Genomic DNA, 25,993 nt, shown 5'->3' with positions numbered 1-25,993 from the left:
TGGGCTTATTACCCCGCAGTTTTATCCCGCAGCAGCGGCAATATTCCGCTGCTGAAACGTTTTTATGTGATCTTTATCCCAAAGCGAAACGGTTTCCAGTATTGAGATTGTTGTTTCCGCAACCTGATTTTACAGTGAGCATAGTTGAAATTAAGAATACCAGTAACGGAGAAGTTTCTGATGACAAGCTATGCCCTGGTGGGTGACGTTGGCGGCACTAATGCCCGTCTGGCGCTTTGCGCTGTGGCGACGGGCGAAATATCACAAGCAAAAACATATTCAGGATTGGATTACGACAGTCTGGAAGCTGTCATTAAGCAATATTTATCCGAGCATAAAGTGACTGTCGAGCACGCCTGTATTGCGATTGCTTGCCCGATTACAGGTGATTGGGTCGCCATGACTAATCATACATGGGCATTTTCTATTGCCGCAATGCAGCAAAATTTGGGGTTGAAGCACTTAGAAATCATTAATGATTTCACGGCAGTATCAATGGCGATCCCGATGTTATCCGCGCAGGATGTCCTGCAATTTGGCGGCACAGCGCCACAGCCAGGTAAACCGGTTGCGGTCTATGGTGCGGGCACAGGCTTGGGCGTGGCACATTTAGTTCATGTGGATAGCCGCTGGATAAGCTTGCCGGGTGAGGGGGGGCATGTGGATTTTGCCCCCAATAGTGAAGAAGAAGACCGGATTTTGGCCGTATTGCGCCAGGAACTGGGCCATGTATCTGCTGAACGCGTGCTTTCAGGCCCTGGGCTGGTCAATTTATACCGGGCTATTGTGATTTCTGATGGGCGACTGCCTGAGAACCTGGCCCCGAAAGATGTAACTGAGCGGGCTTTAGCTAACAGTTGCACCGATTGTCGCCGCGCATTGGCCCTGTTTTGTGTGATTATGGGGCGCTTTGGCGGCAACCTGGCTTTGAATCTCAGCACTTTTGGCGGCGTGTATATCGCCGGCGGTATTGTGCCTCGCTTTATGGAATTCTTTAAAGCATCCGGTTTTCGCGGTGCTTTTGAAGATAAAGGCCGCTTCAAAGATTTCTTACAGGATATCCCAGTCTACATGATTACTCATCAGCAGCCCGGTTTGCTGGGGGCGGGGGCATATTTACGTCAGAAGTTAGGGCATACTCTTCATCCTTGAAGCAGGTAAAACAAAAAAGCAGGGCCGAGGCTCTGCTTTTTTTATGACTAGACAACATTAACTGTTATGCATGGCTGTTGGCGGTGATTCCGGTTGGAGCGGTTGAGCTCTCCGCCACTTCAGCTGTAGCCCCTTTGGGTGGTTTGATAATCAGGGTCAATAGTAGGGAGAGCACCGACAGCGCGGCAATAACAATAAAAGTCGCGTGATATCCGCCCAGCTGTGCCGCAATAAATGACCCCGCCAGCGCACCTAGACCAAACCCTTGATAAATAACGCCATAGTTTTTGCTGTGGTTTTTCAGGCCGAAGAAGTCGCCAACAATGGCCGGGAACACGGTGATGTTACCGCCAAAGCAGAAGGCAATCGCGCCAACACACAAGAAGAACAGGGCGTGAGTCAGTGGGGCAAAGCTCAGCACTGATACGGCTAAGGTGGTCACCAGCAAGGTGAAGCTGATAACCCGTAGGCGGCCAACTTTATCTGATAGCGCTCCCAGAATAATGCGGCCCGCGGTGTTGAAAATGGCGATGGCCGACACCGTATTGGCGGCGGTAGCCAAATCCATTCCTGCCAGTTGCACCCCCAAATCTTTCACAATACCAATCAGATATAAGCCACTCATACAGGCGGTGAAGAAGATAATAAACAGGAAATAAGACTCTTTGACTGCCAGCATCTCTTTGACACTGAAATCACGGCCCATCCGGGGAGATTGCAGGTTGGTAGTGGGTGGCGTGGCGATTTTCTCCCGCAATAAGAAAGAACCGGCCCCGACCAAGACCATCACGATAATGCCCCAATAGAAAAAAGCCAGCGATACACCTTGGTTGGCAATCAAACTGGCATTCACATATTTGAACAACAGGCTACCGGTGCCAAATGCTCCGACAGAAATACCAGAAATCAACCCCTTGCGCTCTGGGAACCACTTAATCAGATTCGACAACGTCGTGATGTAGGCCGTGCCATCGGCAAAACCCACCACAATACCCGCCAGCAGGTAAATCATCCCAAGTGAGGTGGCGAAGGAGCTGGCTATTAAGCCCAAGCCGAGAATGATGCCGGAAATCAGTGTCAGTTTACGGATACCAATGCGCTCTTGCAGACGGCCAGCAAATAAAGTGGCAATAGCCAGCGAGAAACTGGTGATAGAAAATGTGGTGGCAACCGCCCCCAATGACCAACTGAATTTCTCCCCTAGCGGCTGATTAAATAAGCTCCAAGTATAGATAGTGCCTAAACCCATCTGAACAATGATGGTGCCAATAACAATTAGCCAACGATTTACCGGTTTACTGCTCATGCCGGACTCCTTAAACAGCAATGCATATGGCCCGAATGTGGCTATTGCTGAGGGGATACCGTGAGCAATAGTGTCGGAGCCTAAAAATTACGCGCTGATGGAGCACCGAAGATCTGGTCTGGAGGTGTTATCAGCCCGCCGAATGAAATCAGTATACGGGCGGGCTAATCGCTATAGATCGAAAGTGGAATGAGCTGCACTCGGCAGGGAATGAAATGCATTTAAAGGCGCATCAATTGCCGGAATTCTTTTATCTTGCTGCGGCTCACCGGGACTTCAAAGTCCAAATCACTGAGTCGGAGGATATAGGTGTTGTTAAACCACGGCACAATTTCGCGAATTTTGGCTAAATTCACACAATAAGAGCGGTGGCAGCGGAAAAAGTACTCGGTAGGCAGGCGGCTACAAAACTCAGTGATATTCATCGGCATAATGAATTCTGCACGTCGAGTATAAACCAGTGTGACCTTCTCCTGCGCCGCTGCATAATAAATATCATTGATATCCGTGACGATGATACGTTCATCTTTCATCAGATTGATGGTATGCGCGGCCGCCCGATGGCTGGGGCTGCTGGTTTGCTCTGTATTTTGCCGATCACGTTTATGCAGCGCTTCCAACTTTTGCAACATAGTGACAATACGTGACTCGTGGTAAGGTTTCAAAATATAGTCAAAAGCTTCAATTTCAAAGGCTTCTACCGCATGTTCTTTATAAGCGGTAATAAAGATAATATAAGGTTTATGGGTAAATTTGCTGATATTTTGCGCCAGCAAAACACCATCTAGCGATGGAATGTTAATATCGAGAAAAATAGCATCAACTTGATGGTTTTGCAGATATTTAAGCACATCCAGCCCATCTTCAAAGGTTGCTTCAATAGTGATATTGCTGTGCTGGCGAATAAGGTAGCTTAATTCTTCCTGAGCCAGAAACTCATCTTCGACAATAATTGCTTTCACGGGTTAAGCTCCGGCTGAATACTCGGCTCTAAATGGATCTTGCTACCATTTTTACTGATATAAAAAGAAATTTCGGTGCCTGGCTCCATTCGACGTATCTGTAAACCTTCCCCATAGAGTAACTTCACCCGATGATGGACATTGAGTAAACCAATTTTGTTACCTGGCATTTCGTTATTTGCCACGCGCTCAATGGTTTCCTGGTTAATCCCATTACCGGTGTCTTTCACTGAAATTTTTATTTGGCTGCCGCAGTCTTTAACAGCAATCACCACCACCCCTTTGCCGCGACAAGGTTGAATACCATGCACGATGGCATTCTCCACCAGTGGTTGAATCAGCAAACTGGGGATTTTTAGAGCAATATCATCATCAATATCATAAATAACGGTCAATTTGCTGCCGAACCGTGCTTGCTCAATGGCAATATAATCCTGAATTTGATGCAGTTCTTTGCGAATATCAATTTGTTCATCATTCAGTTCAAGGTTATAGCGCAGATAGCGAGATAAGTTGATGATTAATTGCCGTGCGGTATCTGGATTAATACGAATTGATGAGGAAATTGCATTTAACGCATTAAATAAAAAGTGTGGGTTAATTTTACTTTGCAGCGCGCGCATTTCCGCTTTATTGGCCATTTCACGCAGTTGTTCAATACGGGAAACCTCAATTTGGGTCGAAATAATTTGTGATAAACCCACCGCCATCACTTTGAGTGAATAGGTGATTTTATGCGCATGGCAATAATAGATTTTAAGCGAGCCAGTGACTTCGCCTTTTTCCCATAAAGGGATAATGATAAGGGAATGAATCTGCGGGGTGCGGTGGACTTCATCATTATTACGGATAGTAATTTTACCGCGTTGAATACTTTCCTTAGTAATATCGCTGATTATTTCATGACCAATATTATAGGTCTCCACGCCGACACCGACATAAGCTAAAATATGCTGAGTATCGGTGATGGCGACGGCATCAGCCTTGATATCATGACGAATAATTTCACATACGCTGCGTAATGATTCGCCGTTGATATGACGAAAATAAGGTAAGGTTTTATTGGCGATATCCAATGCCAGTTTTGCTTGTCGGGCGGCAATAACCTCTTTTTCATCCTCAACACTTTGTACCAGCAGCACGATCAATCCGATACACACTGCGCCTAAAATCATCGGAATCGCGATTTTAGACACAATATCGATACCCAGAGCGGTCGGTTTGGCCCAAATAACCACCAAAAGCATCGTCAGAGATTCACAAATCATGCCAGCTAAAATGCCGATGCTCCACTGCCGCTCTTTTTTAATGTGCAGGTTGATATAACCCGACATTAAACCTGCAATAATACTGGTAATTAAGCAGGGAACCGAAGTAATGCCATCAATATCAATTAAGTAGCGATGAGAACCCGCGATAAGTCCGGTAATAATCCCCACCCATGGGCCAAATAGAATGCCACCGGACATGACGGCAATCACTCGCACATTAACCAGCGAACCTTCGACATTGATGCCGGAATAAGTGCCAAAAATAGCAAATAGCGAGAAAATTGCGGTCACGGCGGCTAATTCTAGCGGCGTGTGTTTTTCTTTTTGCAGTAACTGGCGAAATAGATGGGTGCGGGTCAGAAAGAACAAGCAAATTAACATTAGTGCGGCACGATCAAACACCGCCAGTAGCATTTCAAATATTTGGTGCACGCTATTTTCTCTTGGCAACAATTTGGGATTGTCAGTTCGAATCTATCAAATCTTGAGGCGAATGGGCGGCTAACTATAAGGAAAATGGGGAGTGACTGCTACTTTATCCGTGCTGTTGAGCTAAACAACTCAGAGCCGGCCGAGGAAATAATCCCCGGCGGGCTACTCGGTTGAGTCAGCTTACTCGGTCATGCCCAGCTGCTGTTTGCCGATGGCCGTCAAGTTATCGGCAGTGGCTCTACCGGTGAAATCGACTTCGAAATCATCAGCGGCAAAGTCTGGTGGGGAGCGGCCATCAATAAAGCTGGCTAATTGACGCGGTAAATAAGCGGCATTTTTTTCACACCACGGGGCCGCGGCGATATACATAACATTGCTGTCAAACTCGCCATTATGCTCATTCTCCACTGAATGAATCACATCACAGTGCCAAAATACCGTGTCGCCAGCTTCCAAATCTGGAATTGGGGAAATGGCTTCCATTAAAAGAGGATGCCACTGTTCACTAGCCGATAATGCACGCCCCGGCGCGGCACCACATAAGTCATCGTCAGCCACATCATCCTGCAAAGCACGCAGCAGGATGTAGGCCATTGCATTGGCAATCGGGATCACATTCAACGTCCCGGCATGGGTACGTTGTGGTGTCAGCGCTGTCCAACCTTGGAAAGTTCGGAACATTGAGCACACAGCGGGGGATGGGAATTCCCGCACTTCCGGGCGACCCTCTGCCGCAAAGGGGTCGTATTTCTGCCATTCACCGGAAAATACATGGCGATAAACATGGCGGAAATTCTCATCCAGCCAGCGTTCAATGGAGCCGCCGTCCACATGTGGTGACAAGCCTAAAGATGAAGATTTCGGCGGGCGACGCCGTGTGCGGTCAGCATAGGTGACCACCCGATTAGCATCAAAGTGTTGCTTGCCGTGGCTCTCGGTTTGCCACAGATTATTTAAGAATATCTGCACCGCATTCATGCGCGCATCTTGGCGAGCTTCAACTTGTGGGGCGGACCAGTAGATGCCATAAATTTGCGGTTTGCTGGCGGCCAGGGTGCCGAAATAGTTGTCTTCGGCGGCATTCTTCAGTCGTTCGACAAAATTATTGCGATCCAGATAATCACCGATATCACGATTCCAGGCTGCGGCTTTCGCCGTCGGGAATACACCAAGGATAGCGCAGCAACCTCGTTGTTTTATTTGTGCTTTTTGTTCTTCGGATACTTTGCCATTGATAATATCATCAGCATAAATGCGCGGAATCGGATTTTCGCCTTGAGCCAAGCTACGGCGGATTTCAGTGACTTGCTGGCGGATATTCTCTTCCACGGCTTGGAAGGCCTGTTGATAATGAGGGAGTGCTTGACGTAATTGTTGCTTCACCGCTTTGATTGCCGCGGGAATATCGTCTATTTGTAAGGAAGCCATCATATTGATTCTCCAATATATCCATCACATTTCAAGTTGCGTGGGCGTTAGTTGCTCTCGCGACTTGGCCCGTCCGGTCGTAATGGTTTGCACTTTGCTGACCATTTGTTGATTTTTTGTTATCTTGAGGTGAATATTATTTAGCTAAAATGGAGAAGAATAAAGGGATGAGGTTTTGATGAAATTTCCTCTTTAATTTTCTCTCGCCTTTTGCTGCTCAACCTCTTCAAATTAAGGGAAAAATAGTGCCTGTGATCCCCATGTTTGGTCGTCCGTCAATTTCATTGAGAACACCACGGCTGATGCTAGATAGTCTAAATGAACAGGATTGGCCGCTATTCTTACAGCTATATCAAGACCCCGTGGTTCAGCGTTATATCTCGGATCCGATGGAAATGACGGAAATTAGGGCGCGTTTTGAATCACGTTTAATGCCGTGGGAGAAAACTGCCAACCACTGGTTATGCTTGGTGGTGCGCGAAAAACAAAGCGGGCAGGCCATAGGGCTCACTGGTTTTCTGGCCGAATGGCTGCCGCTACAGCAAGCCGAAGTCGGTTATGCCATCTTGCCGTGTTATCAGGGCAAGGGCTTTGCTAAAGAATCGCTGTTGGCAGTTTTGGCGTTTGGTTTTCAGCAATGTCAATTTCATAAAATGAAAGCCACTGTCACTGTGGGAAATCAGGCTTCACGGCAAATGCTGGAGCGCTGTGGTTTTCAGCTGGAGGGGACTTTGCGTGATAACTACCAGCTTGCTGGGCAGTGGTGTGATGATTGGGTATTGGGGTTGTTGGCCGGTGAATTCGCACTACCAGGGTGAACTCCGATGAGTGAGATATTTGCTAGTAGCCACTCGACAGTGATTAAACGCTAGGATATGTTCATCAACAGACCATTTGTTGGTCAGCGTCGCTCGGACGGTCCGGGCGCTAACGTCTCCTCGAGGAAATTATGGCTGAATCTTCATCCAAACGCCGTTTTACACGTATTGATCGTCTTCCCCCCTATGTCTTTAATATCACGGCTGAACTCAAGATGGCCGCTCGCCGCCGTGGTGAGGACATTATTGATTTTAGTATGGGGAATCCGGATGGCCCGACGCCGCCACATATTGTTGAGAAAATGTGCAGTGTTGCACAACGTGAAGACACTCACGGCTATTCTACTTCCCGGGGGATCCCACGCCTGCGCAGAGCTATTTCTCGCTGGTATGCCGACCGCTATCAGGTGGATATTGACCCTGAAAGTGAAGCGATTGTGACCATTGGATCAAAAGAGGGGCTGGCGCATTTGATGCTGGCCACCTTAGATCACGGTGATACCGTGCTGGTGCCAAATCCCAGCTATCCCATTCATATTTATGGTGCGGTGATTGCGGGCGCGCAAGTTCGCTCCGTGCCTTTGACCGAAGGCATTGATTTCTTTGGTGAACTGGAACGTGCTATTCGTGAAACCATTCCTAAACCAAAAATGATGATCCTTGGTTTCCCGTCTAACCCGACGGCGCAATGTGTGGAACTGGACTTTTTTGAACGCGTGGTCGCGCTGGCGAAGCAATATGACGTGCTGGTGGTGCATGATTTGGCCTATGCCGATATTGTTTATGATGGTTGGCAAGCCCCATCAATCATGCAGGTGCCGGGGGCGAAAGATATTGCGGTAGAATTCTTCACCCTATCAAAAAGTTACAATATGGCGGGTTGGCGTATTGGTTTTATGGTGGGTAACCCTGAGTTGGTCAATGCACTCGCGCGAATTAAGAGTTATCACGACTACGGCACCTTTACCCCATTGCAGGTCGCGGCGATCGCGGCGCTAGAGGGGGATCAGCAATGTGTCCGTGATATCGCCGAACAATACCGTCAGCGGCGTAATGCTTTGGTGCGCGGGCTACATGAGGCAGGCTGGATGGTCGAAAATCCGAAAGCATCCATGTATGTTTGGGCTAAAATTCCGGAACCTTACGCAAGTTTAGGGTCATTGGAATTTGCTAAGCGATTGTTATCTGATGCAAAAGTTTGTGTCTCGCCAGGGATTGGATTTGGGGATTATGGTGATACCCATGTCCGTTTCGCACTGATTGAGAATCAGGATAGGATTCGCCAAGCTGTTCGTGGAATCAAAAGTATGTTCCGGGCTGATGGTTTACTGATGCCGGGTAAACCCGCCGCGCCAGAAGAGACGGTTTAATCCGCGAGCCATTTTTACCGTCACACAAACTTATTCTGGCTGGCAGCTGAGGGCTCTGGCCAGCATAAAAAATCACTCTTCAACATGTTATTGATTTGCCCTTAATGTTTTCTTCATTTGTTTTACACCATACTTATTCGCAAGTTGCCGGTGTCATACGGTTCAAATCGCTTGCTGCTTTCCTGTAACTTGAGTTATTTAGGGTATATTATTCATTGAGTTATGTTGGTGGGGCGTGTGGCTATGAGAAATCGTTATTCATTATCACAAATAACCTTACATTGGCTTACGTTGCTAATGGTCATTTTAACCTATGCAGCAATGCTACTCAGTGATTCGGTGCCTGATGAAGATCGAACATTGATGAAAAACCTGCATTTTAATTTTGGTATTTCCGTCTGGCTGCTCATGCTCGCGCGGCTCTGGCTACGCCGCCGCCATGTGACACCGGCAATCACCCCCAAACTCCCTGACTGGCAGCTATTAGGTGCGCATATTTTACATTGGTGTCTATATCTGATGTTTTTATCCTTGCCGATATTGGGTGTTTTGGCGCAAGCCTATGGCGGGAAAACCTGGTTTTTCCTGGGGTGGCAAGTTCCACAGTGGGTGACACCCAATGATGAGGCGCGGGTTTATCTAAAACAAACACATGAATTAATTGCCAATTTAGGGTACTTCGTGATTGGGGCACATGCATTGGCGGCACTTTATCACCACTATATTCGCCGTGATGATACTCTGCGCAGAATGATGCCGGGTAAATGATATAGCGGCTAAAAATGATAAAGGGCGCAAATGCGCCCTTTATTCGATGTCAGGTGGTGGGATCAGCGGCGTATTACTCGACCATTATCATGAAGGTGCCAACCCAAACCACCAACATAATTGAGATGCCCATAAAGAAATATTTCATTGTACAACTCCCCCTTGGAGTTACCTCGCCAGCCTGAGTCACTCAGCCACTGTCTGCGAGTTGATGGCGCTAATGTAATCCCAATAGAGAGCAATTTTCAATACTGTAATTTTATGCATCAGATCACACTTTCGTGTAAAAATAGTCACTAATATTAGTCAATATATTGAAGTGTGAAGCTATTAACGTTTTTTTAAATTATCGCCTAATAACAATTTGTTACTCTCTTGACTTAAATTTAAGCGCTAACGGCTGCCTTAGCGCGGTTCTCCTATCTTGCTGACCGCCACATCAGCCTCAAAGCCCAGTAAATAAAGGGCTTGTTCTAAAGCTTCAACTTTGGAGGCGTAATACACATCAAGCAGGCGATCCATCTGCGCGGCATTCAGGCCCAGCTTGCGAGCCATATCCGCTTTGCGCGTTTTGGTGGTCAGCATGGCATTGTGTAACTCGGCTTTCAGGCGCACCAAAATGGGGACGTGAATAGCAATATCGCCCGGTTGTAATGCTGATGGGGCAGGGACAGCAAGCTGCTCTTCCATTTGTGCCGCGATGCCATTCTTAATGCCATCTTGCGCTTCTAACTCTACGTCATTGACCGAGTATGTCACTGAACCTGACTCCGGGAAGTCGCGATAATAAATATGATATTCGCCGCTGGTTTCATCATAGGCATAGCTGGCTGGGTAATGGTGCACGGTGTGGCTCCTGTGGGTAAAGATACGAGCATTGTACTGACATCAGCAAACTGAGGTTATCTATTTAGTACATTCACTCAACCGCGCATGCAAAACGGGTTGATTTAAAAACCGGTAAGTTGCTGGATGCGGCAGTCTTCCAGATTGCCAATACCATGATGGATAAGAGTTGCCGGTATCACCGCGGGCTTATTCGCACATTTCCAACGCCATTGCCGGGCATCTAGCCACACATTCACCGCAGCCGTTACATTGTTCATTGATTAAGCTGGGCGGCTGGTGGGGTTGCCAGAATAATGCTTGTTTTTCACAGTAATCGGCACAGCTGTCACAATAAATATAGGTGTTTTGACAGGGATGTTTCATCACCGGGTGAGGGCCAGTTGCGGGTAATGTCGTGGGGGAGTCGCCAGCCGCGCCTTTTAATAAACCACGAAATAGCCCGCGGCGGCTGATAACCCGGCTTTCCATATAAGCTTTGTAGTAGCGCTCATCTCTGTTCATCGATTTTTCTTGATCACCGATATAGCTCATGAGGGGGCGGGAATAAACCCAATTCCGTTTGCAGCGTTTTCAGGTAACACTCGGTAATTTCAGCCAATAGCGGATAAACCGGATACTCCAGTTGTGCATTTTTGACCAACTCAAGATAGCGGTAGGCCCACGGCAGTAAGTGCTCGGTGAGCAGTGTAATGGCCGCGCCGCCGGGGTGCTGTTGAGATAAATGTGGCGGAGATATATGTGGGTGCTCAATTAAATACACCCAAGCCAAAAGCATTAAACCAAACTGGTCTTCTGGCTCATGAATAACACTCTGGCTTGCCAACCCCAAGGTGAAGAGAAATTCACGATATTTCAGGGTGCTCTCCCCCATTAGGATGTTTTCTCTCGCCAGATAAACGGAACCCCAGGGCGGGGCGGGCATTTCACCTTGCCCTTCAAACAACACCGAGAAGTCATATTCCAATTGCTCTGGCAAGATATTGGGTATCTGTTGGCAGTCATGAGCAATTTTTGCTGGATTGGGCCAGGGGAAAAGGTCGGTCATTTGTGACAGTAACGGCCACAGGCGCTGTACCGCATCGGACTGTGGTGGATAGTAAAAACACGCGCCAAGAATACGTGGCAAGGTAGTGTCTAATAGCATCAAAATATGTTCTCTTCTGGCCCGGCTATATTCGTTTTGATTAGCCGCAGAGAAAGGCGGCTAATCCGTTACTTTAATTATCAACGCGTTAAGTCACATCGGGATTTGCCACAAGTTATAGAAAGCAATGCGCCCGGCCAATTCACCCATCACCAGCGCTGATGCACTGACTGCCAGTGTGGCTCGGGGAATGCTATCTTTCAGCAATGCGGCGGCGGCGACGAAAATACCCAAAGTCAGCAACAGAATTTGCACTCCCCAAAATAGCGCCTGTTGGCTACTGAGTTGCGCCGAGCTTTGGCCAAGGAAGCTTAAATAGCCCGGTTTGTTCACCAACGTCACGATAGCGCCGACTAATAAGGCGCTAGCCCCCAGCTGACGTGCGCCCGTGAGGATGGCGAAAGCACCGCCACCAACCAGGACAGTCATCCACAGTTGTAATGAGGTGTACGCCGTATCCCAGTGAGGCACTGTAGTTAATTGATAAACTTGAGTTATTGACCAGGCAAAGGCCAATCCGAAAATAACCGTGGCCATATTGCACAGTGCGGCCAGCCGCGAGTTTTTCACGATAGTGGAGAAAAAAACGGTGCCACACGCCATCGCTACAAACAGGCTACTGAGCACTATTTCATTGCTCATGGGGGAGCGGCCGACGCCGAGTAACATGTTCATCGCCCGCAAGGGCTGGCCAACATGCAGAGCACCAATGGCTAAGCCCGCTAACATCAGAATCAGGCCGACAATATTGGCCTGCTTGAGTTGTTGTGCGCTGGTCATTCCAAGCTTATGACTTAACAACACTAAAGCAAATAACCCGACCGCGGTTTGCCCCAGCACGGTGAAGAATACTAAGGGTAATTCATGCATTTTTTAGACCTCCGCCGGGTTTTGGATACGGCCTGAAGTGTCACCGGAAGGTCTGGCATCACGATGGCCTCTGATAACCAGATTCGGGTGTGTTAGATGAGCATGCGGCAAGGGGGCGACAGCATTTTCTTCGCCGTATTTATCGCGCAAGACGGTGATTTCGTCGAAATCTAATGCCCGTTGTGGGCAAGATTCGACACAGACTGGTTTATGCCCCTCTCCAACCCGTTGATAGCAACCATCACACTTGGTCATGAGTTTCTTCTTGGCATCAAATTGCGGCGCACCATATGGGCAGCGCATCTCGCAATAACGGCAGCCAACACATAAGTCCTGATTGACCACCACCAAACCATCGGCTTCTCTTTTGTGCATCGCGCCGGTTGGGCAGCCGGTAACACAGGTGGGTGACGAGCAGTGATTACAGGCGATGGATAAGTAATAATTAAAAACATTCTGTACCCACATATTGCCCTGTTGCACCCAATGACCGCCGCCATACTCATATACCCGGCGCAGCTTCGGCCCGAGATCCAGGTTCTTCTCATCCTTACAGCTGATTTGACAGGTTTTGCACCCGGTGCATTTGGTGGAGTCGACAAAAAAACCATATTGCTTCATTTTTCAACTCCTTATACGCGTTTAACTTCCACGAGGTTAGTGTGTTGTGGATTACCTTTCGCCAATGGCGAAGGGCGTAATGTCGTCAAAGTATTGATACAGCCGCCCACATCAATGCCCTCTTTATTGAGGTTGCGCCATGCTCCTTGCGGGACGCTAATAACACCGGGTAAGACCCGCTCGGTAATTTTGACGGCTATACGGACGCGGCCGCGATCGTTGAAAATTTCAGCCATGTCACCTTGCTGTAGCCCGCGGGCATTTGCATCAATCGGATTCATCCAGAATTGGTGAGGGATAGCTTCGCGCAACATTGCCACGTTGTAATAAGAGGAGTGGCAATGGCCTTTGACATGGAAACCGGTCATTTGTAGCGGGTAGCTTCTCAGGGTTTCGACATCACTGACCCCCTCAAAAGTCGGGCTATACTCGGCGACGGCGGTGATGCGGTCACCGGGGGTCAATTGCCACTCTTTCCCCAGGGTGGCAAGGGCTTCAGAGTAGATTTCAATTTTGCCTGATGGTGTTTTTAATGGGTGATTGTGCGGGTCATCGCGAAAGTCTTTCAAAGCAATATATTGACTGCTATCCGCATAGATCCGGTCAATAATGCCTTGGTCATTAGTTTGCGCAAAAGGGGGTAACGCCGGGTTCTTTTCTCGCATTTTGTTATAACTGATTTCAATCCATTCTTGTTGGGAATGGCCTTCGGTAAAAGCGGCACCAATCCCGCATTTGGTGGCAATTTCGGCCAGAACATCATAAGACGGGCGGCATTCCCACATCGGCTCAATGGCGTTTTGCAGCCGAGTTACGTAGTGATAGGCTCCGCTGGCATAAGAGTTATCAATCAAATCATTTGATTCAACTGAAGTGACATCGGGTAATAATAAATCTGCATATTTAGCCGAATTGGTCATGTGGTTTTCCCACACTAAAATAAATTCACACAGTGATTCATCTTGTAAAATACGATGAGTTTTATTCAGGTCAGAATGCTGATTTCCTATCACATTACTGGCGTAATTCCACATAAACTTAATATTGGTATCCAGTTTATCTTTATTCTTCACATGGGCATTTTTAGCCGTCATCTCAGTGCCACGGAAAATAGCATCAGTCCACATAAAACAGGGAATGGCAGTTTTTACTGGATTGGGAATATTAAATCCTGGTACCGGATATTTGACATTACCACCCCAGGCACCGGTATTGGTTCCTGCTCGCCCGATATTTCCGGTCATTAACGGCAGCATCATAATGGCGCGCGCAGCTTGCTCACCATTGGCACTACGTTGAATACCCCAACCTTGGGAAATCCAAGCAGCACGGGCATTTCCTAACTCGCGTGCAAGTTGGATAATACGGGTTGGAGCAATGCCGGTTATTTCGCTGGCCCATTCCGGCGTTTTTTCTACTCCATCGATACCCAAACCTAAAATGTAATCTTTATATGAACTGTTGGCTGGGGCTGAATCAGGTAATGTGCTGGCATCCCAACCCACACAATATTCCTTCAGGAAATTCTCATCTGTTAAGTTTTCTTTAATTAATACATAACCCAACGCGGCGACCAGAGCAGCATCAGTACCCGGGTATATCGGGATCCATTCGGCATTGAGTGTGGTAACACTGTCTGTCATCCGTGGATCGATAATAATAACTTTAGCTTTACTCTTCTCCAGTGCATGAACCGCTTCTATATATTGCCCACCACCTGACATGCGAGTTTCCGCCAGATTATGGCCGAACATAACAACTAAATCTGAGTTTTTAATTTCATCCAGTAGCGTTTCATCTGCATTACCATAAATATAAGGCATCACGGTATTAATTTGTGCTGTGGAGTAAGTACCGTGTTGATCCAAAAAACCACCGAGTAAACTTAGCATTCTTTTACAGGCATTACGGCCTTGTAAATTAGCTCCGGTAGAGCCTGAACCATATTGATAATAAATTGCTTCATTACCGTATTGCTCAATAGTATTTTTTAGCTTGTCAGCCACAATAGTCGTGGCTTCATCCCAACTGATTCGTTTGAATTTACCTTCACCGCGTTTACCCACGCGCAACATGGGATATTTTACCCGGTCAGGATTATAGGTTTTCCACCTCACCGAACGGCCGCGTAAACACGGCCTAATTTGATGCTCGCCAAATGTGGAATCATCAAAAATTGCCTCATTAGCAATCTTAATAATTTCACCATTTTTGACATACACTTTTAGCGGGCAGCGGCTCCCACAGTTGACTAAGCAAGCGCTGTATTTAATGCTCTCTTTATTTACCGGCGCAGTCTGTTCGGGTGCCGCTTGTACTGAGAAAGGGAGGGTGATTGAACCGGCAATTGCTGCCGCCCCTGTCACTGCTGCAGATGTTTGAATAAATTCACGGCGGCTCAGCAAACCGGCGATAGGTTTTTTATAGTTATTCATCGACATTACCTTTGCGAAAGACATTATCTTGGCGAAAATAAAAAATAGAATGGAACTGTAATGCCCCACATTAGGAAATAATTTGTTACTTTTATATGATATAAATCAATTAAGGCGGTATAACGAAAGTATGGGCGTGGTTTATGTGAGCTTGTCGAAGGTTATTAATGATTTACTGCGATGAATTAACTATTTTCTATACATAAATTTAATATTTAAAATCGCTAAAATTTGTGATAAAGAATCAATCTCATGTAGGTGAGTATATTAATTCTGTTGGTTTTTTATTGGGTTTATTTAATTTATCTTAATTGTTTTGAGAAAAATCCTAATAAATAGTTGCCACTTACTCGTTGCTGTTTTCACCTGTATAAGATGAATTATGGATGGAATTAGGCAATAGTTATCGTCGCTAAAATAGCATGTTGATTTGTTTTCTGGCGCAAGAGGAGATCTGTATCACGATTTTTATCTCTGCCTGCTTGCAGTAAGGTATTAACCTGTTAATTTAATCGCAGTTGGATTGTTACCGTCAATGGCGGGCAAAACCTGATTGAGTGGCTTGATGAATGCTGCTGAGTCGGGTTTTTTTGTTTTCAGGGCTAACGCATGCAAATTGCTAAAATACTTAATAATAATGTAGTTATTATTCTTGACCAGCATGGTCAAGAACAGGTGATTATGGGCCGAGGTCTTGGCTTTCAAAAACACCCCGGCGAGTTGCTGGATAACACATTGATAGAAAAAGTGTTTGCTCTGAAAAATAATGAATTGGTCTCGCGACTGAGTGAGTTACTGAGCTGTATTCCATTAGAAGTGATGATTACATGTGATTGTATTATCACCTTGGCAACATCTAAGTTGGGTAAGCTACAAGATAACCTCTATATCTCGCTCACTGACCACTGTTTCTATGCTATTGAGCGCCATAAACAAGGTTTGGATATTACGAATGGATTGCTGTGGGAGATTCGTCGCCTGTATCCAAAGGAGTTTGCATTGGGCTGCGAAGCGGTGCAAATCATTGCACAACGGCTAGGGGTACAATTGCGTGAAGATGAGGCCGGATTTATTGCACTACATTTGGTCAATGCGCAACTTAACGGCGAAATGCCCGAAGTCATGCAGGTCACGAAAGTGATGCAGGAGATTCTGCACATCGTGAAATATCAGTTTAAATTAGAATATGACGAGAATGGGCTGAGTTATCATCGCTTTGTGACACACCTGAAATTTTTTTCACAGCGAATGTTAGGGCGCAATGGTGTTACCAGCAATGATGATTCCCTGCATGATGCAATAAAAGAGAATTATGGCGAGGCATATCGCTGTGCCGGTAAAATTCAACAACATATTAAATTGCAATATCGGCAGGAGTTGAGCAAAGAGGAATTGATGTTTTTGACTATTCATATTGAGCGGGTGCGACGGGAATGTTTTAGCTTGCCAGATTAAACTGTCAGCAAGAGAAATTTGACTAAAATAAAGGATTGTTACTGCCGACGGCAGGCAAAACCTGAATGTGTTTGTATCGCTTAATTACGATACGGAGCACAGTCAGGTTTTTTTTTGCTCGAATTTAATGACCTGAATATTTGTTTAACTAAATAAATAATTGCTCCATCGAAGGATAATATTATGCAATACACAACAGTTGCCAGCGAGATCCTCGCCGGAGTCGGGGGTAAGAGCAATATTAACAGTGTTGTCCACTGTGCTACTCGTTTACGCTTCAAACTCAAGGACAGTTCGCGGGCAGATGCACTAGCGCTGAAAAAGAATCCGGGCGTTATTATGGTGGTGGAGAGTGGTGGACAGTTCCAAGTCGTTATTGGAAATCATGTCAGTGAAGTTTATCAGGCATTATTGCGGCAAGCCGGTTTATCTGATGGCGATGAAAATGAACATCAGCCAGGAAGTCAGAAAGAGAATTTACTCAGCCATAGTATCGATATTATCTCGGGCATTTTTACTCCGTTACTCGGAATATTAGCCGCTTCCGGTATTCTTAAAGGCTTTTTAGCGCTAAGTGTTGTTTGTGGCTGGTTACAGCCAACCAGCGGCAGTTATATGATTTTATTCGCAGCCAGTGACTCACTGTTCTATTTCTTTCCACTGGTATTAGGCTATACCGCCGGTAAGAAATTTGGTGGCAATCCATTCATTACCATGGCGATTGGTGGTGCTTTAGTGCATCCCCTGATGTTGGCCGCCTTTAATGCAGCGGGGCAACCAAATGCGGCGGCGGTGTATTTCCTCGGTATTCCAGTCACTTTTATCAATTACACTTCATCAGTGATTCCAGTCATATTAGCCGCTTGGGTCAGTTGCCGATTAGAAAAAGGATTCAACCGAATCTTACACAGTAGTATTAAAAACTTTTTCACCCCATTGCTGTGTTTGGCAATAACTGTTCCGGCAACCTTTTTGTTGATTGGCCCGCTGGCGACTTGGCTAAGTCATTTATTAGCTACAGGTTTTCAGCTTATTTATTCTGCAGCCCCCCCTATTGCCGGCGGGGTATTGGCTGGAATCTGGCAGATTTGCGTTATTTTTGGCCTGCATTGGGGGCTGGTTCCGTTGATGATTAATAACCTGAGTGTGCTGGGTTATGACGCCATGTTGCCGCTGCTATTACCGGCAGTCATGGGGCAAGTGGGGGCCACGCTTGGCGTATTCTTACGCACTCGTGATGCAAAAATGAAGGTATTGGCTGGTTCGGCATTTACTGCTGGCATATTTGGTATTACTGAACCTGCGGTTTATGGGGTGACATTACCGACGAAAAAACCTTTTATATTTGGCTGCATCGGCGGGGCTATCGGTGGCGTTATCGTCGGTTATAGCCAGGCCCATGTTTATTCATTCGGTCTGGCCAGCATATTTTCTTTTGCCCAGATAATTCCTGCAACAGGTATTGATGCGAGTGTATGGGGCGCGATTATTGGTACCCTGATAGCCTTAATTTTTGCCGCGATTGGCACATTCTTTTTTGGTCTGCCAGCCCCTATTGCTGTACCAGAAACTGAAAGTTTATCTCAGTCTGCGTTTATAACTGAGAATCATCAGGGGCTGGGAGAAGTGGTATTCAGCCCTATCAGTGGCCAGTTGCTAGCATTGACCGACGTCAATGATACGACGTTTGCTAGTGGTCTATTAGGGGCTGGAATTGCCATTATTCCTCAACATGGGCGGGTTGTTTCACCGGTTGCTGGTGTCGTGGCATCCTTATTTAAAACGCACCATGCAATAGGCATTGAGTCCGATTTTGGTACTGAAATTCTTATTCATGTCGGTATCGATACCGTCAAGCTCGAAGGTCAATATTTTACTGCACATGTAAATGTGGGGGACCGAGTAAATACCGGTGATTTGTTGCTGGAATTTGATTGTGTGGCTATCACTGCCGCGGGTTATGACCTGACGACCCCCGTCATTATTAGTAATAGTGAAGATTACCAAGATATTTTACCGGCTAAAGGATTATCCATTACAGAGCAAACACCGTTATTAACCGTGATTCGTTAATACTAATTCAGGAGAAAACTAATGAAACATGCATTTCCAGACAACTTCCTGTGGGGCGGCGCTATTGCGGCAAATCAGGTAGAGGGGGCTTACCTCACTGATGGAAAAGGATTATCCACCTCTGATTTACAACCATTCGGTATTTTCGGTGACATTATTCCTCGTGTCAGTGGTGATAATTATGTCAAAGATGTGGCTATCGATTTCTATCACCGCTATCCACAAGATATCGCGCTATTCGCTGAGATGGGATTTAAATGTTTACGAATTTCTATTGCCTGGACTCGTATTTTCCCACAAGGCGATGAACAGCAACCGAATGAAGCTGGTCTGGCATTTTACGACCGGTTGTTTGATGAAATGGCGAAATATAATATTACGCCGCTGGTGACTTTATCCCATTATGAAATGCCTTATGGATTAGTGAAGAATTATGGTGGCTGGGGTAATCGTAAAACAATTGGTTTCTTTGAACATTATGCTCGCACTGTATTTCAGCGTTATCAGCATAAAGTCAAATTGTGGCTGACATTTAATGAGATAAATATGTCACTCCATGCACCCTTTACTGGCGTAGGATTAGAACAGGAAAGCAGTAAAAGTGAAGTCTATCAGGCGATTCATCACCAGTTAGTTGCCAGTGCTAAAGTGGTTGCAGCATTACATCAAATTATTCCTGATGGCCGTATTGGTAATATGTTATTGGGAGGATTGATGTATCCATTAACCTGCAAACCCGCGGATGTGTTGGAAACACTACAGCAGAATCGCGAATGGCTATTCTTTGGTGATGTGCAAGTGCGGGGTTATTATCCCTCTTATATGGCGCGTTATTTTAAACAGCATAATATTAGTATTGAGATTACGGCTGAAGATAAAACAGCCTTAAAAGAAACTGTCGATTTTATTTCCTTTAGTTATTACATGAGTGGTTGTGTGACCGCTGATGAAGAATTAAATCGTAAGGCCAGAGGTAATATTCTCAGCATGGTACAAAACCCGCATCTTGCCAGTTCGGAATGGGGATGGCAGATAGACCCCGATGGCTTGCGTATTTTGCTAAATGAATTATGGGATCGTTATCAAAAGCCGCTATTTATTGTTGAGAATGGCCTGGGAGCAAAAGATAGCCCGAATGCCGATGGTAATATTGAGGACGACTACCGCATTGAATATCTCAATGACCATTTAGTTCAGGTCGCTGAAGCTATTAAAGACGGTGTTGAAGTTATGGGATATACCAGTTGGGGGCCGATTGACCTAGTGAGTGCTTCAACAGCTGAATTATCCAAACGCTACGGTTTTATTTATGTCGATCGTGATGATAGTGGCCACGGCTCATTGGAACGTCGCCGTAAGAAGAGTTTTTATTGGTATCGTGATGTTATTCAGAGTCATGGCGAGGCACTAAAACGCTAATCCTCTGAGGTATAGCGCACTCACTTTATATCGGGTGCGCTAATTATTCTAAAAAGGGAAAATAATGAAACCAATTTTATCTCTGACTCGTCAGATGAATTCTGCTGCATTTTATTTACTAACCTCAACAATTTTACTCTCTTCACCGGCATTGAGTGAGGGTTTAGCTGGCAGTGGTGAGTATATTGAACAATCAACACCACAGTGGCAGGGAATAGCATTAGGATTTGAACCACAGCAAGAAGGATTGCTGGGGAATATGTTAGGTATTCGGCCTATTTTATCAGATCATGGTTTTAATTATTCACTTGGTTATTTGAGTCAATTATCATATAACGCCGGTGGTGGTTATAATCATAATAAACAAGCTTCTTATATAGACCAGTTTTCATTAACCTTTCAACAAGACCTCGAGTTATATACCGGTATTCCAGATGCAGTCATTGAAGGGAATATTGTTAACCGTAATCACGATAACAACCTGACACGTGATAGGCTACAAGATCCTCGGGTAAATATAACGGATCTGTCGCAAGAAAGTTTTGGTGGCCAATCTATTACTCGTCTGGGATGGTTAACTTTTGCCCGCAGCTTTGCTGACCAGAAGTTACATTGGCGCATTGGCTTAATGAATAAAGTGCAGGATTTTGATCAAGTTATTCCCTGTGACTTTCAGACGTTAGGATTATGTGGTGGTAAATCCGCAAATTCACTGACTTGGTTTAACTGGAATGTCCATTATTGGGGGACTACGTTGCAATATAAACTGACCGATAATTTGACTCTAAAAACCGGGGTTATGGAGCAGAACCCTGATGCACCAAGCCGTGGCAGGGCATGGAGTTGGTCAACCAAGGGCAGCAAAGGCATATTATTGCCACTGGAATTGGAATTAAAAACTAATGCGTTTCAGAGCTTGCCCGGTATTTATAATTTGGGGCTTTTATATACCAATGCCGAGCAACGAGATCTTTATCATGGCGTGTCTGGTGTACCTAGTGCTGGCGATCCCGATGGTTATCGCTACCACAATAATACTTGGTTCTTTTACGGCGGGTTTAATCAGCAAGTCACAAAACATCAAGACGATGCGAGCCGTGGCTTAAGTGTGTTTTACAGCATGTCACTGGCAGACCAACGGACGAATTATATGCACTATGCGGCCTCTACCGGGGTTCGATATCGCGGCTTATTTGATAGCCGACCCCAGGATTGGCTGGGGTTTGGGGTCTCGATGGTTAAATTGAGTGATTATTATCGGGATAATCAGCGCTATCAGAATCAAATTAATCATGTTGCTGATTATGCAAATCCCCTTTATTCGCCAGTGCCGGGACATTCTATTACTGCTGAGCTTTATTACCGTTTCCGAGTGACGTCTTGGTTGGAATTACAGCCAGATTTACAATATTGGCATTCTCCAGCTGGGGTTAACCAGACGCAAGATGCATGGGTAACGGGTTTAAAAACGGTCATTACCTTCTAAGTGGGCGAAAGCTAGCAGTTAATATGTCAATGACGTGGTGCTTTAACTGGCACCACGTAAGCTGCTATTCTTAAAATACTCTTTACAGTATTACCACGCAGGGAATCAGCACGATGTTGAATATGAAAAACCGATTTGAGCGTAATAATCTCTTCGGGGAAAAGAATATCCATGCTGTGTTTGAAGTCAGTCTACTGTTGAAAGCGATGTTAGCCATCATGGAGGTTATGGCGGGCATTCTAACCTTTTTTGTCACCCCTCAGTTGTTGCTTAATATACTGCACCGCATCACCCAAGTTGAATTTATCGAAGATCGTGGCGATGTAGTTGCCAATTATTTGTTGCATGCGGCACAGAGCCTTTCCATTAGCAGTCTGCATTTCGCCGCATTGTATTTATTAATTCATGGGATTGTTAAGCTATGGGTCATTATTGGATTGTGGCGCAAAAAATTGGGTTATTATCCGGCGGCGATAGTGATTTTTAGTTTATTTATTGTCTATCAACTCTATCGCTATACCTTTACCCACTCGGTGCTTTTGATTTTGATAACCATACTGGATCTGGCGGTCATCGTGCTGACCGTATTGGAGTATCGACAGTTACGGCTGGCGCAAAAAGGCCCCCAATGAGGCTTTTATGGTAGTAATTAACTGAATGTTTTGTTATTAGCGACGCGTTATTCCTTCATAAATTAAGCGCAAGCCAAAAGCTCCTACCGCGACTCCGATAATACCACTTAACAGATGCTGAACTTTACCATAAGCGCGGCGGGCCGTAGGGCGAGAGAATGCCATACTGAGTAATGATCGCCAGAGGATAGAGGCCAATACAATGCCGAGCCAGGCGACTATTTTGGCCCAGGTTGGTGTTGTCGGGGTTAGGGTTACTGAGAAAATACTAATAAAAAACAACACGGTTTGCGGGTTAGATAAATCAGTCAACAGACCACGGCGGAAGTAAATATACCAAGGGGTTGCAGGCGAAGGGGCGATGCTACCGATACCCAGGTGCAGTTTCTGACGGTGGCGCACCATATTGTAGGCATATAACATCAGATATAAACCGCCACCGATTTTAATTGCCGAGAATAGCGCTCCCCCCTCAGTGATCAGTGCGGCCATCCCAAATAACCCCAATCCAGAGTAAATCGCATCGCCCAACGCCACACCTAGCCCTGTCAGTAAACCGGCATTTTTACCGGAGCTGAGGCTGGTTTGCACCACAACAAGCAAGTTAGCTCCAGGATTGATAAATGTGAGTACAAATAGTCCGACGGTCAATATGATGACGTGAATTTGATCCATTTTGTACAACTCCGATATTTGCCATTTCAATAGCATAATGCAATCTGCGGGGGCGAACAGAGTGGCAATCGTGCTTATGGCCATGTTTTATCGGCATGCTCTGGCAAAAATGTGTCGTTAGTCACTTAGTCAGCAAAAATATGAGCCTGGCCGACTATCGTCAAATCAACGGCTAGGCCAATGCGGATATCTTCCCGACTAATAGTTTTGATTTCTACGATTTGGTCGTGTTCAATAATAGATAAAGTGAGCGTCGAAATAAAACCAGCAAAATCAATGCCAATAACCTTAGCCAAGCAGTGAACCGGATAATGGTGGCCAGCGGGCAGCGGGGTAAGAATCAGTTGCTCGGGGCGCAGCATAATACGTGTTTGACCATGGCGTTTTGCATCGTCAACCTTGATGCGACCCAACGCGCAATCGGCCCATCCGGCATCAATGTGTGCGTCGAGAATCAGTGTTTCACCCAAAAATGTGGCGGTCGGCTCATCCACTGGCCTCAAATAGAGCTCTTGCGGCGGGCCAACATGAGCCAGTTTGCCCGCGCGCATCACGGCGACTTGGTCGGCAAACGACAGTGCCTCGCTTTGGTCGTGGGTCACTAAAATGGAGGCAATATTCGCTTGCGCCAGCAGCTCCGCTACCGCTTTGCGGGTTGATGCTCGTAAGGCGGTATCCAGCGCTGAAAATGGCTCATCTAATAACATTAATACTGGGCGTTGCGCCAATGCCCTGGCGAGCGCCACTCGCTGTTGCTGTCCGCCAGATATTTCATGCGGCCAAAGTTGAGCTAAGCGGCTGTCCAATGCCACCATTTCCATTAACTCATCAACCCGCCGGGCTTTATCCTGTTTGCTGCCCGTCAAGCCATAAGCAATGTTGCCCGCCACCGTAAAATGCGGGAACAGTGCGCCATCTTGCGGGACGAAACCAATCCCTCGTTTATGGGCTGGCACCTGAGTTGTGCTATCAAATAGCGGATTCCCTTGCAATATCACCGAGCCGCTATCCGGGGTTTCGAAACCGGCAATAATGCGCAGTAAGGTGGTTTTTCCTGAGCCGGACGGCCCGACAATCGCTGTTCGGCTGCCCGCAGTAATGTGCAAATCAATCCCGTCTAAGACTGTGACCGATTGGTAAGATTTACTGATTTGTTGCAGTTCAAGCGTGCTCATAATCCCGCCGTACGTTGAGATTGAGAATAAAGGAGCCAGGTTAGCGGCAGGGATAGTATCACCATGAGCAGCGCGTAGGGTGATGCGGCAACATAATCTATTTCACTGGTCAATGCCCAGAACCCGGTTGCCAGTGTTCGGGTACCATTGGGGGCCAATAATAAGGTTGCGGTCAGTTCATTGGATATTGCCAGAAACACTAAAGCTGCGCCCGCACCCGCACCCGGCGCGGCCAGTCGCATCGTGGTGCTCCAGATAGCTTGCGCGGGAGTTTTGCCCAAACTGCGAGCCACATTTTCCAATTCGACCGGAGCTTGTGCAATACCGGCTCGTAAACTGATCAGGGCCCGGGGGGTAAACATCAATAAATAAGCTAATAAAAGTGTCAGTTCAGTTTGATACAGCGGGCGTGCGATGCGAATGGTGATAGTCACCAGCGCTAGCGCGACCACAATGCCGGGCAGTGAACTGGTGACATAATTACAACCTTCCATCACACGGTGTAAACGGCTTGGGTAGCGCACGGATAGCCATGCCATGGGGATGGCGCATAAGGTGATAATCAGCGCACCGCTGAATGCCAATATTAGCGTTTGTTTCAACGCGGGCAACAATTCAGCATTCAACCAAACATCCATGCCGCCGATGTAGAGCCAGCGAGTCAGCGTGATAAAGGGCACCCCGAGTGAGAGGGCGGTCATTACCAGTGGCAACATGAGACACAGTAAGGTGAGGGTGGTTCCCATTGAATAAGCCGTTTGGCTCCTCGCGCTGCCTGACCCGACCCGAGCGTAGCGGTTATAGCCTCGGCTGCTGGCTTCGATTAACAATAATCCCAGGCAACATAGCGCCAGAACGCCGGCTAACATATTGGCCGCAGGGCCATTAAATGTAGATTGAAACTGGTCAAAAATGGCGGTGGTAAAGGTATCAAAGCGGATCATGGCATACAGCCCATATTCAGCTAATAAATGCAGCGCAATCAGTATCGAGCCACCCCAAACCGCTAGTTTTAATTGTGGCAAGACAACCCGAAAGAATACCGCGGTCGGGGGGCTGCCCAATGAGGCGGCGGCGTCTTCAAGCCCGGGGTCGAGGCGACGTAATACCGCGCAAGCAGGCAGATAAATAAAAGGGAAATAGGCAATAACAGAGATAAATACGCCCGCGCCAAGCCCATGCATTGAGGGCACCAGGCTAATCCATGCATAGCTTTGCACAAATGCAGGCACTGCCAGTGGGGCGATAGCCAGCAGTGACCAAATCCGCCGACCAGGTAAGTTTGTGCGTTCGGTAAGCCATGCCAATGTGACACCAATAATGGCGCAGAGCGGTAAGGTGAATGCCACCAATAATGCGGTGTTGAGTAGTAATTCACCTACTCGAGCGCGAAACACCAGAGCTTTGACCGTCGACCAACCGGTATCAATCGCAATGCCAATAACAAACCATAACGGCAGCAGGGATAACAATGAAAGCGCCACGGCAATGGCCACAATCCCAAAGCCGGGGCGGCGGTTATAGTGCCGTTGAGCTGCCTGACTGAGCGGCAGAGGAATAGCATCAGGATTTATATTGGCCATAATCGTTAAGGCGCTCGGCGTGTTAAATGCCCATCGCTTCAAGAACGCGACGGGCTAAAATACAGGTTA

23 protein-coding genes are annotated in these 25,993 nt (G+C 46.6%); 9 read left to right on the top strand and 14 right to left on the bottom strand.

Going from position 1 to position 25,993, the window contains the following annotated elements:
- The first annotated feature begins 180 nt into the window (after positions 1-180).
- A complete protein-coding gene (glk, locus tag D5F51_RS15380; RefSeq protein ID WP_087768657.1) occupies positions 181-1,152 on the top strand; it encodes a glucokinase in 972 nt (323 codons plus the stop codon).
- Between the two features lie 64 nt (positions 1,153-1,216).
- On the opposite strand, the gene D5F51_RS15375 is transcribed toward glk, so the two are convergent.
- From D5F51_RS15375 to D5F51_RS15360, 4 genes are all read right to left on the bottom strand, one after another.
- On the bottom strand, positions 1,217-2,458 hold the full coding sequence (locus tag D5F51_RS15375) for an L-lactate MFS transporter (RefSeq protein ID WP_129197697.1): 1,242 nt from the start codon (positions 2,456-2,458) through the stop codon (positions 1,217-1,219).
- 221 nt (positions 2,459-2,679) lie between these two features.
- Positions 2,680-3,420, bottom strand: coding sequence for a LytR/AlgR family response regulator transcription factor (locus D5F51_RS15370; protein WP_087768659.1), 741 nt, complete (start codon positions 3,418-3,420; stop codon positions 2,680-2,682).
- Entirely contained in the window at positions 3,417-5,123 is a 1,707-nt protein-coding gene (locus tag D5F51_RS15365; RefSeq protein WP_129197695.1) for a sensor histidine kinase, read from the bottom strand. Before D5F51_RS15365 ends, D5F51_RS15370 begins: the two co-directional genes overlap by 4 nt.
- A 180-nt stretch (positions 5,124-5,303) precedes the next feature.
- A complete protein-coding gene (locus D5F51_RS15360; protein WP_129199379.1) occupies positions 5,304-6,551 on the bottom strand; it encodes a DUF1479 domain-containing protein in 1,248 nt (415 codons plus the stop codon).
- 302 nt (positions 6,552-6,853) lie between these two features.
- Between D5F51_RS15360 and D5F51_RS15355 the strand changes: the two genes are divergently transcribed.
- From D5F51_RS15355 to D5F51_RS15345, 3 genes are all read left to right on the top strand, one after another.
- Entirely contained in the window at positions 6,854-7,369 is a 516-nt protein-coding gene (locus D5F51_RS15355; RefSeq protein WP_162301856.1) for a GNAT family N-acetyltransferase, read from the top strand.
- Between the two features lie 131 nt (positions 7,370-7,500).
- Entirely contained in the window at positions 7,501-8,739 is a 1,239-nt protein-coding gene (gene alaC / locus D5F51_RS15350; RefSeq protein WP_129197691.1) for an alanine transaminase, read from the top strand.
- Positions 8,740-8,982: 243 nt separating this feature from the next.
- Entirely contained in the window at positions 8,983-9,507 is a 525-nt protein-coding gene (locus D5F51_RS15345; protein ID WP_129197689.1) for a cytochrome b, read from the top strand.
- Positions 9,508-9,580: 73 nt separating this feature from the next.
- On the opposite strand, the gene ypdK is transcribed toward D5F51_RS15345, so the two are convergent.
- From ypdK to D5F51_RS15310, 7 genes are all read right to left on the bottom strand, one after another.
- Positions 9,581-9,655 (bottom strand): membrane protein YpdK, encoded by a 75-nt coding sequence (gene ypdK, locus D5F51_RS22670; RefSeq protein ID WP_086017141.1) that lies wholly within the window; start codon positions 9,653-9,655, stop codon positions 9,581-9,583.
- Positions 9,656-9,912: 257 nt separating this feature from the next.
- Positions 9,913-10,353: a type II toxin-antitoxin system HicB family antitoxin gene (locus D5F51_RS15335; RefSeq protein WP_025379029.1), complete on the bottom strand. Its 441-nt coding sequence runs from the start codon at positions 10,351-10,353 to the stop codon at positions 9,913-9,915.
- 189 nt (positions 10,354-10,542) lie between these two features.
- Positions 10,543-10,857, bottom strand: a complete 315-nt coding sequence (locus D5F51_RS15330; RefSeq protein WP_129197687.1) for a 4Fe-4S binding protein — start codon at positions 10,855-10,857, stop codon at positions 10,543-10,545.
- 13 nt (positions 10,858-10,870) lie between these two features.
- Complete coding sequence (locus D5F51_RS15325; RefSeq protein ID WP_129197685.1) at positions 10,871-11,500, bottom strand: molecular chaperone TorD family protein; 630 nt, start codon at positions 11,498-11,500, stop codon at positions 10,871-10,873.
- Positions 11,501-11,593: 93 nt separating this feature from the next.
- Complete coding sequence (locus D5F51_RS15320; RefSeq protein ID WP_087768662.1) at positions 11,594-12,370, bottom strand: dimethyl sulfoxide reductase anchor subunit family protein; 777 nt, start codon at positions 12,368-12,370, stop codon at positions 11,594-11,596.
- 3 nt (positions 12,371-12,373) lie between these two features.
- Entirely contained in the window at positions 12,374-12,991 is a 618-nt protein-coding gene (locus D5F51_RS15315; RefSeq protein WP_025379026.1) for a DMSO/selenate family reductase complex B subunit, read from the bottom strand.
- An 11-nt stretch (positions 12,992-13,002) separates the two neighbouring features.
- The gene (locus tag D5F51_RS15310) at positions 13,003-15,426 is read right to left on the bottom strand and encodes a DmsA/YnfE/YnfF family dimethyl sulfoxide reductase (RefSeq protein WP_129197683.1); all 2,424 of its coding nucleotides are present in this window, start codon (positions 15,424-15,426) and stop codon (positions 13,003-13,005) included.
- A gap of 609 nt (positions 15,427-16,035) precedes the next feature.
- On the opposite strand from D5F51_RS15310, the gene licT reads away from it, so the two are divergent.
- The 5 genes from licT to D5F51_RS15285 all read left to right on the top strand — a co-directional run bounded on the left by licT (position 16,036) and on the right by D5F51_RS15285 (position 22,491).
- A complete protein-coding gene (gene licT / locus D5F51_RS15305; RefSeq protein WP_129197681.1) occupies positions 16,036-16,881 on the top strand; it encodes a BglG family transcription antiterminator LicT in 846 nt (281 codons plus the stop codon).
- 183 nt (positions 16,882-17,064) lie between these two features.
- Positions 17,065-18,954 carry a PTS beta-glucoside transporter subunit IIABC gene (gene bglF / locus D5F51_RS15300; protein ID WP_129197679.1) on the top strand — a complete coding sequence of 630 codons (1,890 nt, stop codon included), beginning with the start codon at positions 17,065-17,067 and terminating at the stop codon, positions 18,952-18,954.
- 21 nt (positions 18,955-18,975) lie between these two features.
- A complete protein-coding gene (locus D5F51_RS15295; protein WP_129197677.1) occupies positions 18,976-20,373 on the top strand; it encodes a glycoside hydrolase family 1 protein in 1,398 nt (465 codons plus the stop codon).
- 64 nt (positions 20,374-20,437) lie between these two features.
- On the top strand, positions 20,438-21,859 hold the full coding sequence (locus D5F51_RS15290) for a carbohydrate porin (protein WP_129197675.1): 1,422 nt from the start codon (positions 20,438-20,440) through the stop codon (positions 21,857-21,859).
- A 113-nt stretch (positions 21,860-21,972) separates the two neighbouring features.
- Positions 21,973-22,491 (top strand): DUF2127 domain-containing protein, encoded by a 519-nt coding sequence (locus D5F51_RS15285; RefSeq protein ID WP_025379022.1) that lies wholly within the window; start codon positions 21,973-21,975, stop codon positions 22,489-22,491.
- A 36-nt stretch (positions 22,492-22,527) separates the two neighbouring features.
- Here D5F51_RS15285 and D5F51_RS15280 read toward each other — a convergent pair whose 3' ends face one another.
- The 3 genes from D5F51_RS15280 to D5F51_RS15270 all read right to left on the bottom strand — a co-directional run bounded on the left by D5F51_RS15280 (position 22,528) and on the right by D5F51_RS15270 (position 25,924).
- Positions 22,528-23,166 (bottom strand): LysE family transporter, encoded by a 639-nt coding sequence (locus D5F51_RS15280; RefSeq protein ID WP_129197673.1) that lies wholly within the window; start codon positions 23,164-23,166, stop codon positions 22,528-22,530.
- Between the two features lie 125 nt (positions 23,167-23,291).
- Entirely contained in the window at positions 23,292-24,341 is a 1,050-nt protein-coding gene (locus D5F51_RS15275; protein WP_129197671.1) for an ABC transporter ATP-binding protein, read from the bottom strand.
- Positions 24,338-25,924 (bottom strand): ABC transporter permease, encoded by a 1,587-nt coding sequence (locus D5F51_RS15270; protein WP_129197669.1) that lies wholly within the window; start codon positions 25,922-25,924, stop codon positions 24,338-24,340. Before D5F51_RS15270 ends, D5F51_RS15275 begins: the two co-directional genes overlap by 4 nt.
- Between the last annotated feature and the right edge of the window lie 69 nt (positions 25,925-25,993).

It is taken from the genome of Yersinia hibernica, from assembly GCF_004124235.1.
GTDB lineage: Bacteria > Pseudomonadota > Gammaproteobacteria > Enterobacterales > Enterobacteriaceae > Yersinia > Yersinia hibernica.
Note: the sequence above shows the minus strand (reverse complement) of the source record. Positions and strands in the feature narration are given on the sequence as shown.

Bases quoted from the DNA above. Each gene is read 5' to 3' on its own strand.
- D5F51_RS15355 (WP_162301856.1), top strand. From the start codon at position 6,854: ATGCTAGATAGTCTAAATGAACAGGATTGGCCGCTATTCTTACAGCTA.
- alaC (WP_129197691.1), top strand. From the start codon at position 7,501: ATGGCTGAATCTTCATCCAAACGCCGTTTTACACGTATTGATCGTCTT.
- D5F51_RS15320 (WP_087768662.1), bottom strand. From the start codon at position 12,370: ATGCATGAATTACCCTTAGTATTCTTCACCGTGCTGGGGCAAACCGCG.
- licT (WP_129197681.1), top strand. From the start codon at position 16,036: ATGCAAATTGCTAAAATACTTAATAATAATGTAGTTATTATTCTTGAC.
- D5F51_RS15315 (WP_025379026.1), bottom strand. From the start codon at position 12,991: ATGAAGCAATATGGTTTTTTTGTCGACTCCACCAAATGCACCGGGTGC.
- D5F51_RS15270 (WP_129197669.1), bottom strand. From the start codon at position 25,924: ATGGCCAATATAAATCCTGATGCTATTCCTCTGCCGCTCAGTCAGGCA.
- bglF (WP_129197679.1), top strand. From the start codon at position 17,065: ATGCAATACACAACAGTTGCCAGCGAGATCCTCGCCGGAGTCGGGGGT.
- D5F51_RS15345 (WP_129197689.1), top strand. From the start codon at position 8,983: ATGAGAAATCGTTATTCATTATCACAAATAACCTTACATTGGCTTACG.
- D5F51_RS15285 (WP_025379022.1), top strand. From the start codon at position 21,973: ATGTTGAATATGAAAAACCGATTTGAGCGTAATAATCTCTTCGGGGAA.
- D5F51_RS15330 (WP_129197687.1), bottom strand. From the start codon at position 10,857: ATGAACAGAGATGAGCGCTACTACAAAGCTTATATGGAAAGCCGGGTT.
- D5F51_RS15275 (WP_129197671.1), bottom strand. From the start codon at position 24,341: ATGAGCACGCTTGAACTGCAACAAATCAGTAAATCTTACCAATCGGTC.
- D5F51_RS15290 (WP_129197675.1), top strand. From the start codon at position 20,438: ATGAAACCAATTTTATCTCTGACTCGTCAGATGAATTCTGCTGCATTT.
- D5F51_RS15375 (WP_129197697.1), bottom strand. From the start codon at position 2,458: ATGAGCAGTAAACCGGTAAATCGTTGGCTAATTGTTATTGGCACCATC.
- D5F51_RS15310 (WP_129197683.1), bottom strand. From the start codon at position 15,426: ATGAATAACTATAAAAAACCTATCGCCGGTTTGCTGAGCCGCCGTGAA.
- D5F51_RS15295 (WP_129197677.1), top strand. From the start codon at position 18,976: ATGAAACATGCATTTCCAGACAACTTCCTGTGGGGCGGCGCTATTGCG.
- glk (WP_087768657.1), top strand. From the start codon at position 181: ATGACAAGCTATGCCCTGGTGGGTGACGTTGGCGGCACTAATGCCCGT.
- D5F51_RS15325 (WP_129197685.1), bottom strand. From the start codon at position 11,500: ATGCTATTAGACACTACCTTGCCACGTATTCTTGGCGCGTGTTTTTAC.
- D5F51_RS15360 (WP_129199379.1), bottom strand. From the start codon at position 6,551: ATGGCTTCCTTACAAATAGACGATATTCCCGCGGCAATCAAAGCGGTG.
- D5F51_RS15280 (WP_129197673.1), bottom strand. From the start codon at position 23,166: ATGGATCAAATTCACGTCATCATATTGACCGTCGGACTATTTGTACTC.